The sequence below is a fragment of the Alicyclobacillus sacchari genome (assembly GCF_004366795.1).
GTDB classification, from domain to species: Bacteria; Bacillota; Bacilli; order Alicyclobacillales; family Alicyclobacillaceae; genus Alicyclobacillus; species Alicyclobacillus sacchari.
Genome location: NZ_SORF01000002.1, coordinates 34,407 through 46,705, shown reverse-complemented (window position 1 = coordinate 46,705; position 12,299 = coordinate 34,407). Strand labels below are relative to the sequence as shown.

General features: G+C 54.0%; 14 protein-coding genes. All 14 read right to left on the bottom strand.

Translation table 11 applies throughout. The features are described 5' to 3' along the window. Positions 1 to 46: 46 nt before the first annotated feature. Positions 47 to 535 (bottom strand): chemotaxis protein CheD, encoded by a 489-nt coding sequence (locus C7445_RS02375; protein ID WP_134158461.1) that lies wholly within the window; start codon positions 533 to 535, stop codon positions 47 to 49. Further along, complete coding sequence (locus tag C7445_RS02370) at positions 528 to 1,148, bottom strand: chemotaxis protein CheC (protein ID WP_134158460.1); 621 nt, start codon at positions 1,146 to 1,148, stop codon at positions 528 to 530. The genes C7445_RS02375 and C7445_RS02370 overlap by 8 nt, the downstream gene beginning before the upstream one ends. Next, on the bottom strand, positions 1,145 to 1,615 hold the full coding sequence (locus tag C7445_RS02365; RefSeq protein ID WP_134158459.1) for a chemotaxis protein CheW: 471 nt from the start codon (positions 1,613 to 1,615) through the stop codon (positions 1,145 to 1,147). Before C7445_RS02365 ends, C7445_RS02370 begins: the two co-directional genes overlap by 4 nt. Positions 1,616 to 1,642: 27 nt before the next feature. Then, on the bottom strand, positions 1,643 to 3,646 hold the full coding sequence (locus C7445_RS02360; protein WP_243834894.1) for a chemotaxis protein CheA: 2,004 nt from the start codon (positions 3,644 to 3,646) through the stop codon (positions 1,643 to 1,645). Positions 3,647 to 3,662: 16 nt separating this feature from the next. Further along, positions 3,663 to 4,250 (bottom strand): CheB methylesterase domain-containing protein, encoded by a 588-nt coding sequence (locus C7445_RS02355; RefSeq protein WP_166668957.1) that lies wholly within the window; start codon positions 4,248 to 4,250, stop codon positions 3,663 to 3,665. Positions 4,251 to 4,254: 4 nt separating this feature from the next. Next, positions 4,255 to 5,205 (bottom strand): MinD/ParA family protein, encoded by a 951-nt coding sequence (locus C7445_RS02350; protein WP_166668956.1) that lies wholly within the window; start codon positions 5,203 to 5,205, stop codon positions 4,255 to 4,257. 1 nt (position 5,206) lies between these two features. Next, positions 5,207 to 6,445 carry a flagellar biosynthesis GTPase FlhF gene (gene flhF / locus C7445_RS02345; RefSeq protein ID WP_134158456.1) on the bottom strand — a complete coding sequence of 413 codons (1,239 nt, stop codon included), beginning with the start codon at positions 6,443 to 6,445 and terminating at the stop codon, positions 5,207 to 5,209. Further along, on the bottom strand, positions 6,442 to 8,490 hold the full coding sequence (flhA, locus tag C7445_RS02340; protein ID WP_243834893.1) for a flagellar biosynthesis protein FlhA: 2,049 nt from the start codon (positions 8,488 to 8,490) through the stop codon (positions 6,442 to 6,444). The genes flhF and flhA overlap by 4 nt, the downstream gene beginning before the upstream one ends. Before the next feature lie 5 nt (positions 8,491 to 8,495). Further along, positions 8,496 to 9,569: a flagellar biosynthesis protein FlhB gene (flhB, locus tag C7445_RS02335; protein ID WP_243834915.1), complete on the bottom strand. Its 1,074-nt coding sequence runs from the start codon at positions 9,567 to 9,569 to the stop codon at positions 8,496 to 8,498. 11 nt (positions 9,570 to 9,580) lie between these two features. After that, positions 9,581 to 10,354: a flagellar biosynthetic protein FliR gene (gene fliR, locus C7445_RS02330; RefSeq protein WP_134158453.1), complete on the bottom strand. Its 774-nt coding sequence runs from the start codon at positions 10,352 to 10,354 to the stop codon at positions 9,581 to 9,583. 4 nt (positions 10,355 to 10,358) lie between these two features. After that, entirely contained in the window at positions 10,359 to 10,628 is a 270-nt protein-coding gene (gene fliQ, locus C7445_RS02325) for a flagellar biosynthesis protein FliQ (protein ID WP_040289496.1), read from the bottom strand. Between the two features lie 13 nt (positions 10,629 to 10,641). Beyond that, positions 10,642 to 11,358, bottom strand: coding sequence for a flagellar type III secretion system pore protein FliP (fliP, locus tag C7445_RS02320; protein WP_424922983.1), 717 nt, complete (start codon positions 11,356 to 11,358; stop codon positions 10,642 to 10,644). Positions 11,359 to 11,477: 119 nt separating this feature from the next. Next, the gene (locus C7445_RS02315) at positions 11,478 to 11,906 is read right to left on the bottom strand and encodes a flagellar biosynthetic protein FliO (RefSeq protein ID WP_243834892.1); all 429 of its coding nucleotides are present in this window, start codon (positions 11,904 to 11,906) and stop codon (positions 11,478 to 11,480) included. Between the two features lie 27 nt (positions 11,907 to 11,933). Further along, positions 11,934 to 12,293 carry a response regulator gene (locus tag C7445_RS02310; RefSeq protein WP_134158452.1) on the bottom strand — a complete coding sequence of 120 codons (360 nt, stop codon included), beginning with the start codon at positions 12,291 to 12,293 and terminating at the stop codon, positions 11,934 to 11,936. Positions 12,294 to 12,299 lie beyond the last annotated feature (6 nt).

Below are 12,299 nucleotides of genomic sequence, written 5' to 3'. Positions count from 1 at the left end.
TCTCGATCAGATGGACGCCTCCTTCCGATTGCGATTCACAAGTCGGCTACAAGTGACGTTCATCACCCCGCGCAGTCCGAATGAAATACCGCCGGGACGGCAATTCAAACCATACCGTACGGCCGACGTGCCCTCCGACGTCGGTGCCGATTACGGGGATTTGCAGGCGCTCCAAATGCATGGACACGGCACGGACGTTGCGCTCACCGATTCGTAAGCCCTCCATTTGCAACGCCTGAAACATTTGCGAACCGCCAGCATACTTCGCCCGCAGATGCGCATGGCTGGCTCCTTGCTGTAGAAGCGTTTCATAGAGCCAGGCGATCCCAGTGTCAGCATATTTTTGCGGGTGAGGCGGTTGCACATGCGGACTCTCTGGCAACATAATGTGTACCATCCCGGCCAACAGACGCGTTTCGTCATAGATCACTAGCCCGACACACGATCCGAGGCCTGCAGTCATCAACGTCCCGGAACCAGTTAAAATAGCTCCTTCCGCAATCCCGATGCGAATTTGTTCCTTCTCGTCAACCATGCCGTATTTTCCCTCGCAGAATATCGAGTAATACCTCTGTTCCGTCAAGATCCGGCAAGAGAAAGAAATACGCATCGATGTTGTTGCCGTCGTGGACCAGAGACGTGCTGATGAGAATCGCCTGATTCTCCTCGTCGCCGCTCATCATGAGACCAATATCCAAAAGAGATGCCGCCATGTCGATCGCGACCGCGGGTACCGATTGGTTCAGTGACATGCCACACAAATCCGAGATGGCCGCGACATAAGCACCCGACAGAATATTTCCCACTTCTGCAATCGCCGATTGTTCTAATTCCATATATTCCGAAACATGACTTGGAGCCGGCAACAGCCGCTCCAACAGCCTATCTACACTCGGCAGTGACATCAATACAAACATGTTGCCGGAGATCGTTCCGAAAATCCGAATGAACACCGCCGCAACAATCGTTTCTCCGCCTCCAACAACCTCGACAATTTCGGAAAACGGACAAAGCCGAGCATCCGTTACGGACATCTTGACTCTTCCGCTCAACAGTGTCGACAAGGCGGTCGCCGCATGCCCCGCACCGATGTTCCCGAATTCTCGCAAAGCATCCAGCGTCACGGGATCGACATGCAACCGTTTCATCCGCGAACCCGCTTTTCCACTTCTTTAAGTTGGTCAACCTCGACGTCGGACAAAATTCGGTTGACGTTGAGCAAGACGAGAAGCCTTTCACCTAATTGAGCGACGCCATGCAAATACACTGCGCGCAATCCTCCGACAACTTCAGGGGGCGTTGAAACCTGAGATTCCTCTACGGTAACGACGTCTTCAACACTGTCGACAATCATGCCGACCAACATCGTATCGACCTCAACGATGACAATCCGCATCGCTTCTGAATCCAACCGTTCTGCGGCCGACAAACCCACCCGCTCGCGCAGATCGATGACCGGAGTGACCGTGCCGCGCAGATTGACGACCCCTTTGATAAACGGAAGCGTCCTCGGAACGGGTGTGATGTCCATCATTCGTTCGACAGAGACAACTTGCATGACAGGAGCTCCATATAGCTCCTTCCCCATTTTCATCACAACATACTGCTGTGCCATGGTTTATCAACTCTCCCTTTGACCGTATCAAAACAGTTGGCGAACATCGATGATGAGTGCCACGCGACCATCCCCGAGAATGGTCGCACCGGAAAACATCTCGACTTGTTCCAAATACCGCCCCAGAGGTTTGTTTACAATTTCTAGTTCATCAACAATATCATCGACTATCAAAACAAGCCGACGTTTTCCTTCTTTGCAAATGACCGCATTCCACGGATACTCCCCGCGGCATGGAGTGTCGAAGAACCGGTCGCCGAGATCGACAATCGGCACCACGCCATCGCGGTAGCGGTAAACCGGTTGTTCCTGTATCGAATCGATGTCTCCGGCAGCCAAACGTGCCACCTCTTCCACACTTCCAGTCGGAATTGCATAGACATAGTTGCCAAGTCGAACGAGCATCGCCGGCAAAATGGCGAGTGTCAAGGGTAACTCGATCACGAACGTCGTTCCTTGTCCCGGAACAGATTCGACTCGTATATCGCCGCCAAGTGACTCCACCTTGCCACGCACCGCGTCAAGTCCAACGCCTCGCCCCGAAATATCAGACACTTTCTCTGCCGTGCTGAAACCAGACGCAAACAGCAAGTCATACACTTGAGCGTCTGTCCAATTGGATGCCGTGCGCTCGTCCACCAATCCTTTACGAACAGCCGAACCAAGAACGCGATCGCGATCAATTCCCGCCCCATCGTCAGCCACTTCCAAGTAGACATGACCACCACTTGCATAAGCGGACAACCGAATCGTGCCTTTACGTGGTTTGCCCTTCTGTTCACGCATTTCCGGAGGCTCAAGCCCGTGGTCAGCAGCATTGCGCAACAGATGTACCAATGCTTCGCCCATTTCGTCCATGACCGTGCGGTCCATTTCTGTCTCCAGCCCGGTCATGACAAACTCAAATTCCCGACCTAAGGTCTTTTGCAAATCGCGCATCATACGAGGAAAACGCTGAAACAGCGACTCCACTGGCATCATGCGCATTTGCATCACGCCATCCTGCAGCGAAGTGGTCAAACGGGCAATTTGCTCCGTCACTTCGCGCAGTGCGTGATCGCCACCATGTTGAGCCAACAATTCCAAGCGCGTCTTTGCGATGACCAACTCACTTAACACGTTCATAAACTCGTCGATCCGCGATACGGCTACGCGCAAGGTTTGATCTCGAACCTTGCCGCCCGGGGCAGGCGCAGCCGTGCGAACGGCATGGGCTTCCTCGGCCGGCGTTGGAGTCGCGACCGCTGCAGCCGTTTCTACTCGCGCTTGTTGAACATCGGGCGCATTGGTTGACGTCAGCAGGCTGTCCAGTCGAACGATATTGACCGCTGCGATTTCTGAGATCTCCTGAATGGCTGTCAGCAGGGCATTGCTGTCCTCATCGGGAACGATTACGGCGACATACGCGGTTGGCGCATCGGCATCTGCTTCAAGTGCTTGCACATCCGGAAAGACAGCGGCGCACTCCCCGAACGACTCGACAGTGCGCTCCACCATCAGTAAACGCACAGCTTTCATGGTGCACTGGGGTGCAAAGGCGATTTCCACAACGACAGGTTCACGGCCCGATTGCACGAGTTCTATCACTCGATCGCGAAAAGCCTTTGGTGGCCCAGCCTCCGCAGCGCTTCCCCCGCCTCCAGCTTCATGCCCTGAGATAACGGCTGCGAGGCGCTCTAGGATCGGTCCGTGATCGATCCCTGCCTCAGAACCGCTGTCACGAATCTGGTCGAGATTGGCCGTCAAGGCATCAATGGCTGCAAGCAGCGTATCGACAACCGTCGGTTGAAACTCCGACGGATGGTTACGTATGTAGCCCAGCGCATCTTCCATGTGGTGTGTCAAGTCGGCCATAGCCGTAAACCCCATGGTCGCGCTCATTCCTTTAAGGGTATGTGCCGCCCGGAACATCGCGGCCAGTGTGTCATCGTGCGCGCCATCGCGCTCTAAGGCGAGGCAAAGATCGTCGAGTGTTGCAAGATTGTCTTCTGACTCTGCTAAAAACGAATCGAGATATTGACTGATGTCCACCCTCGTTCCTCCCTGTTCAACCACCGTTCGCAAGATGGAATTGCTCGATTAAGCACCCCGGAATTTCGGGCAGCGGGAGACGAACAGCTGCTCCACCGGACTCCCAGGCCGCACGCGGCATTCCGTAAATCGTTGCAGTCTCAGGCCCTTCCGCTATCGTGAAGCCACCACGCTCGCGAATCGCCTTGAGCCCCACAGCGCCGTCTCGCCCCATACCTGTTAAGATGACGCCAAACAGCCTGATCTTGTTGGAAAGTGCTGCAGCCGATACGAACATCACATCGACCGACGGGTGATACAGATGCCCCCCAACTTCCTTCTGCACGGACATCTGCAGCACGGTCCCCGATTCGACGATCCGCATCTGACAGCCACCTGGAGCCACATATGCCGCTCCCGCCTCGATTCGAACTCCATCGGCACCTTCTGCGACACGCCATGCGCAAAGATCATTTAGCCTCTTCGCAAGGTTGTATGTAAAGCCGGCAGGCATATGCTGCACGACACAGCACGCCGCGCCGGGAATGGCAGGAAGACGTGAGAACAACTCGGTGAGTGCTTTCGGCCCGCCCGTCGAGGCGCCAATCAGAATGAGTGAAGACACCTGGTTAGCCACCGTGGTCACCGGCGCGAAACGGCCACATCCGGCGAACAGAAAGTAGACGCTCGAAAAATCCCTTAGCCGTCGAACTCTGAGGTACATCCCCTGGCCAAACTTGCAAATACCTTTCCGCAACCTGCCGATAACATAGAGCTGCCCGACTGTTTGCGCTGTGGATCATGAGCGGCACCTGACGCATGACCGCCTGCACGACAGCGGGATCATCCATCACATAGCCCAAACTGGACACCTCAATCGCAAGGAATTGCCCCGCTGCCAGTTGGAGTCGTTTGGCCGTCTCGCGGCCTTCCTCCAGCGAGTGAACGCGATTGATCACCACTTTTGGCGAGACTGCAACACCGGCAGCTGCCAGCCATTTGAGCAACGAATAGCTGTCCGTTAAGGACGTCGGTTCGGGCGTTACAAGCAGCACGAAGTCATCACATGCAGCGGCCACTCTGCGGATCATCGAATCCGCCCCCGCAGCACAGTCAAACAAAATGACATCATACATACTGGACAATTTTTGCAAATCGCGCATCAAGCGGTCGGCTTCGGGATGTTGGACGATCGACTCGGTAAATAGACCGCTCCCTCCTGACACGAATGACAAACCGTGCGGAGAATGTTCGACGATGTCCTCCAGACTGCGATCCTCAAGGAGATCGAGAAGACTGTGGGACGGCGCAATATTGAGCAACACTTCGACATTCGCAAACCCGACGTCCGCGTCGATCACAACGACACGAAGGCCGCGCTGAACCAAGGCGAGTCCAAAATTGACACAAAAGTTGGACTTGCCGACACCTCCCTTGCCGCTTGCCACAGCGATGACGTGGGCTGACGGCGAGCTGGGACGTGGAGGCGGTGAAATTTGCCCCATTTGTGCCGCCGCGGATTCGGGTGAAACGCGCCATAATTCCATTTGCTTACGCAAGCGCGAAGCTTGGTCAGCCATCTCACTCACCTCCCTGCCAACGCGCAAGCAGTTGCTCGATGGAGACAATATCGATATCATCCGGAACATTTTGCCCTGTTGTCACGTAGGCAACAGGCGCCCCGAGCATTGCGACCAGACTTGGGATGACGCCAACAGACTGCGTCTCATCCAATTTTGTAAACACCAGCTTATTCACAGCCAGCGGCTTGCACAATTCCGCAATCCGTCGACAATCCGATGCCTTACTCGTCAGCGAGAGGACGAGCATCGCCTCGTCGGGCTCCATTGTTCGCAGCAGTCGCTGCGTCGATTCGATGGTGCCTTGCTTGCGAAAGTTCCGCCCAGCGGTATCGATCAGGATTAAATCACACGCTGCCAATTCAGCCAAAGCAGCCGGCAACTCGTCCTCACCATCGGCGACGGCAAGGGGTACGTTGAGAATTTCGGCATAGGTTTGCAACTGTTGAACGGCGGCGATGCGAAACGTATCTGTCGTTAAAAGTCCCACTCGACGTTGACCAGCCAGTACATGCAGGGCTGCGATTTTCGCTATGGTCGTCGTCTTACCAACACCGGTTGGACCTATAAAGGCCACTGTCCGACTCTCCTTGCGGATCGGACAAGGTTGAGACAGATTCGCAAGTTCTGAGATAATCGCGCTGGCGAGCAAAGGCACTGCTTCCGCGAAGGAGTCGGCGTCGGGATGCGCTTTGCGCATCGCCTGCACCCAACGCTCTGCCTGTGTGCGTTCTATTCCCTCTTGTTCCAAATAAGACTGCAACGATGCCTCAAGCGTTCTCTCCCTCGCACCAGTTGCCATGGATTCCTGCTCGCGGCGTTCGGCAAGCAACCCCTTCAAAGTTGCAAGCTCTTGAAGCACCATGGATAGATCCGGGGAGGTTTGGACATCTCTCAACTCACGCTTAGTTCCCACACCTTGGTACGCTGCAACTGCCTGTCGCATACTCACGGCAAATGCCGTGGAATCCGGCGATCGCAACTCTGATGTTCCATCCCCTGACTCCTCAGCCAAATCGCCAGTCGAAGGGCTACGCCTTTCTGCAGCGACCTGTTGCGCGAGCGGAACGTCAGATCCCGCCGCGGCGGTGACCTCAATACGAGTCTGCCAACGCAACCCCAGCCACTTGCGAACTCGAATTTTCTTCGTACTCAAAATAACAGCGTCTTTACCCAATTCTTTACGAATCGACACAACAGCTTCTGGCATATCCTTCACCACATAGCGTCGGACGATCATGTCAGATTCACCACGCCCCCACTTTGTATCTGAACGCTCGGATCGAGTTCACTGAAAGACAAGACAGGTAAATCCGGAATGTATCGACTGATCCAGCGACGAATCGGCAAGCGTAGGCGCGGATGCACGACAAGAATCGGCGACTTTCCCATCGTCTGCAATCGTGTCATCTCTTCTTGCAGTTTGCGGAACACCATTTGCGAACGCGTCGGTTCCATGCCGACGAACGCACCCCCACCGTGATCGACAAGAGCCTGCTGAATTTCGCCTTCTACTTCCGCCCCGAACGTCAGAACAGTCAATGGCTCATTTGGCGCGGTGAACTGATGACATATCTGACGTCCAAGCGCTTGGCGTACGCGCTCGGTCAAGGTATCAATATCTTGCGTCTGCCGCCCGGCGTCGGCCAGCGTTTCGAGTATCGTGACGAGATCGCGAATGGATACTCCTTCTTCCAGAAGATTGCTTAAGACGTTTTGAATCTGCCCAAGCGACAACGTGCCCGGATAAACATCTTCGACAACCGCCGCGTTATTTGTTTTGAGATGGTCCAACAACGCCTTCGTTTCCTGCCTGCCGAGAAGTTCATGCGCATGCTTGCGCAAAATCTCAGTCAGATGTGTCGCGATGACGGACGGTGCGTCAACCACGGTATAGCCACTGGCTTCTGCTTGAATCTTCATTTGACTGTTGACCCACAGCGCAGGTAAACCGAAGGTTGGATCCTTCGTCGGGATTCCCTGAACGTTGGGATTGTCCAACCCAGGACTCAATGCCAGCCAGTGTCCGATTAAGATTTCGCCTTCTGCAACCTGAACACCTTTTAATTTCACGATGTATTGTGTCGGTTTTAGTTGAACATTGTCGCGCATACGGACCATGGGTAAAACCAGACCCAACTCGATTGCCAACTGGCGTCGTATCATGACGACGCGCTCCATCAAATCGCCGCCCTGTTTGGCGTCGACGAGCGGAATGATGCCGTATCCAAACTCAAATTCGACAGGCTCGACGGTAAGCAGTTGATACACGTTTTCCGGCTTCTTCGTCTCAGCCCGCTCCGCACGCGCTTTGGCCTCTTTCTCTTTCGCTTCCACGCGCCGACGATTCGTCTGTAAGCGCCGAGCCATCAGTGTGGCACCACCAGAAATCAGAAGTACCGGTAAAATCCCGATTGGGGTCACAATGCCGAGCAGCAAAATTGCAGCCGAAACAATGTACAGCGCCCGTGAATATCCAAAAACTTGGCGGACGACATCATCGCCCATGTTGCCGTCGGAGACTGCACGCGACACCATCAGACCTGTCGCAGTCGACAAAAGCAGCGCGGGTATCTGGCTTACCAAACCGTCGCCCACCGAGAGCATCGTGTAGGTGTGCAAGGCACTCGTAAACGGCTCGTGCTTCATCGCTACGGCAATGATGAACCCGGCCACGATGTTAATTGCAACAATGAGTATCGAAGCGATTGCATCACCCTTTACAAATTTTGATGCACCGTCCATGGCGCCATAAAAATCGGCTTCACGCTCGATATTTTGACGCCGCTGTCTCGCCTCTTGCTCGTTGATCAAGCCTGCATTCAGATCAGCGTCGATCGCGATTTGCTTACCCGGCATCGCATCCAGCGTGAAACGCGCCGCGACTTCCGCCACGCGCTCCGCCCCACGGGTAATGACGATAAATTGCACGATGATAATGATAAGGAACACGATAAACCCGACAATCGGATTCTGGCCGATGACAAAGTTTCCAAAGGTGTTGATGACACTTCCCGCGTCGCCTTGACCGAGAATCAACCTGGTCGTCGAAATGTTTAACGACAACCTATAAAGCGTCGTGATCAATAACATCGAAGGAAATACAGAAAACTCAAGAGGCTCCTTGGCGCTCATTGCGACAAGCAGAATGGTCATGGAAAGAAAAATGTTTAAGATAATCAACACATCGAGCAACGGTTTCGGAATCGGAATGACAATCATCACAATCATGAAGAGTACGAAGATCATCACAATGAGATCGGTCCGCTTTACCCATTTGCCCATCGTCATCACCTCCGTCGTCCTGCGCGCATTCTGTACACGTACGCAAGCACTTCTGCAACCGCTTGATACAATTCGGCAGGCACCTGTTCGCCAATGTCGACCATTCGATACAATGACTGTGCCAGCGGCTTATTTTCGACCATGGGTACACCCGATTCCGCAGCTATGATCTTCATTCGCTGTGCCAACGAATCTGCTCCCTTCGCGACCACTTCCGGAGCGGTCATCGTGGTGCCGTCATACCGCAGCGCGATCGCAAAGTGTGTGGGATTGGTGACGACGACATCGGCTTTCGGAACCGCCTGCATCATGCGGCGCATCGCCATTTGCCTCGCCCGTTTGCGTATTGTCGATTTGATTTGGGGGTTGCCTTCTGCATCTTTCCATTCATCTTTGACTTCTTGTTTGGTCATCCGCAAACTTTTCTCAAACGCGTAACGCTGGTACATGAAGTCCAGTGCAGCCAAAAGGACCATCGCAATCGTCATGCGAATCCCAAGTTGAAAGACAAGAGATCCGACCACGCCTGGAACCGACGTCACGTCAGTGTCACCATAGCCGCGAATCTCCGCAGCCATGCGGGAAACGGACGAATAGCTCAGCACCCCAACGATCGCGAGCTTAGCCAACGATTTCCCAAGTTCAAACAGTGAAGAAGAACTAAACAACCGCTGTAACCCAGTCGTTGGGACAATCCGCGAAAAGTCAGGAACAAGTTGCCTCATGGTAAACATGGGACGCACCTGCATAACAGCAACGGCCACTCCAATGATGAGGCCCGTACCGACAATTGGAGCCAGGGCCTTCAAAGCACTCATCATCTGCATGACCAAAAGTTGCGCGACCGTATTGGTCGTCCACACATTCGGAGGCGGTGTCGAAAAATCGAGTTGAAAGATATTCTCCCATTGTCCCCACACCATCGGTCCAACAACGCGCAATGCGATTAAGAGCGCAGCAAGCGCGATAGCAGACGTCAATTCCGGGCTCCTTGCAACTCGCCCTTCCTTGCGCGCATCTTCCCGCCGTCTGGGCGTGGCGCGCTCGGTGCGCTCCCCGGCAAACCGCTGCAATTGCATGTGGCGCACCGTTATCCCCCCAAAACCCGCATAAACGATTGCATCTCACGGAACAATAGCATAAAAACCTGATTGAACAGGTATACTGTTCCAGGCATAACCACGGCGAACATCGCCAATCCAGCGAACAACTTGACCGGCAGACCAACGACGAACACGTTCATTTGGGGAACCGCTCGCGACAAAAACGCGAAGGTTACATCACTTAAAAAAAGAGCCGCCAGTACCGGCAAGGCTATCTCGACGCCAAGCGCCATGACCAAGCCCATGAGCTGCAGCAGCATACCTGGCCAATTTCCCGGCAGGTGAGCGTGATCGACCGGGATCGTCGCGAATGACTGCAGAATGGTGAGCATCATGCCGTCCAGCCCACCCATGCCAACGAAATATAATGTGAACAGCAGGTTGTACAAATTTCCAATAAGCCCAGCCTGCACTCCGCTGCCAGGGGCAAGCAGAGAAGCCATCGAAAATCCGATTTGCATGTCGATCAATTGACCGGCAATGGAAATCGCAGAAAAAATCCAGGTCGCCAAAAAACCAAGCAGGAGACCGACAAACGCCTCCAATGTGCCATCGAGAACAAAGGCACCGGGATTTTGCATAACGTCAGGTACATTGCCCGGTACATTCGGCACCGCCACGTAGGACAAGCTGAACGCCAGACCAATTTTTGCCCATGTGGGCCACGCTCGAATGGACGTCAGCGGAGATGCGGCAATGAACGCCACCGTCCGCAAGGAAATGAGAACGAACAAGTCAAAGTGCTGAAGAATCACGTTCATCTCGTCACATCACGTAACTCATGAGGTTCCCTAAGATCGAGTTCGCAAAATCGAGCAAATTTTGTAGCATCCAGGGCCCGAACACCAACAACGCTACGATCACGGCAGCAATTTTTGGCACAAACGCGAGTGTTTGCTCCTGAATTTGTGTGGTCGCCTGAAAGATGCTGACCAACAGCCCGACTGCGAGGCCCAGCAGTAAAACGGGCGCTGTCAGTTTGACGACAAGCCACATAACTTGTGCACCCAGTCCAATGACATAGGTATCCGTCATCTGCGTTCCTCCTCTACGTCGCGTATCCGGCCAGCAGCGATTTCACAACTAAGTACCACCCATCGACCATGACGAACAACAATATCTTGAACGGCAAGGAAATCACGACAGGTGGCAGCATCATCATACCCATCGACATCAGGGTCGTGGCGACAACCAAATCAATCACGAGAAACGGAAGGTAAATCATGAAACCGATCTGAAAAGCTGTCTTCAATTCGCTGATGGTGTATGCAGGCACCAATGCGGTCAAAGGAATCTGCTCTGGATGTTTTTCCATCGCCGGGGTCAGTGTTTCATGGCGGTAGGAAAGGAATAAATCCAAATCCGTCGTCCTCGTTTGCTTGGCCATGAATACCTTAAACGGATCCTCTGCCCGCTGGATTGCCACCGTCTGCGATATCGTTCCCTTTAGATATGGCTGCAAAGCCTGCTGGTTGGCCTGCTGCAACGTGGGTTGCATCACGAACAGCGTGATAAACAGTGCGAGCCCCACCAACACTTGATTGGGAGGCGATGTCTGCAGCGACAACGCATTCCGGATGAACGACAACACCACGATCACGCGCGTAAAACAGGTCATAAGAATGAGCCCGGCCGGAGCCAATGTCAACACCGTCAGCAACAGAATGATTTTGACGGTGTTTGCCACGGAGGGAGGACTGTTATCCCCCAGGTTTAAGCTAACTCCCGGTATGGGCGTGCTGGCGCTCCCTGCCGCCGTCTGCACGGCTGCATGAACATCGGGCGCAACCACAAAGAAGCCCAGGCAAGCGACGAAAAGCGCGATCGCCGTCCCGACATGTATTCCCGAAAGAACGACGAAACGTTTATTCTTGCTTTCAGCTATCACGGTTCGTCATTCCTCCGCGAATCCCGGCGCAGTTCTGCCAGAACCTGTTGTAGTGTGGTGCCGAACGAGCCCCCAGCACCGGCGTCAGAAGCTACTGTGTATGAGTCTGTCACATCCGCAAGCAACTGAACGTTCTCACCTACGCCAAGCAAATACAGCTTCTTGCCAACCTCCACCACCTGAACCGAGCGATTTGGAGCAAGTTGTCTCGCTGCTATCACTTGAATGGAACCACGTTGGACGACGCCAACCCGTCGCCCAAGAAAGCGAAACAACAGCACAAGCAACAGCAAAACGACGATGAATGCAATGATCAACTTCACATACGCACCGGCCCCCGACGCAGGGACAGCCGAATTGCTCGCTGCCAACACCTGCGGTGCGGGCATTGCCCATAACAAGAGGAGCAAGCCCACCCCGCGCATAGCCATTCTCCGTGTCGCAGGCATGCGTTATCGCAACGCCTTCTGCACGGCTTCAACGACGCGATCGGCCTGGAACGGCTTCACAATAAAATCCTTGGCTCCTGCCTGAATGGCGTCGATCACCATCGCCTGCTGTCCCATTGCCGAACAGACGATCACGCGAGCGTTTGGATCGATGGCCCGAATTCTCTTTAACGCCTCAATACCGTCCACTTCAGGCATCGTGATATCCATCGTCACAAGATCCGGTTTCAATTCCTGGTATTTCTCCACAGCTTGCAACCCATCAGCCGCCTCGCCGACCACCTCAAAACCGTTCTTCGTAAGAATGTCTTTGATCATCATTCGCATAAATGCCGCATCGTCAACAACCAAGATCTTTGCCATCTTCCC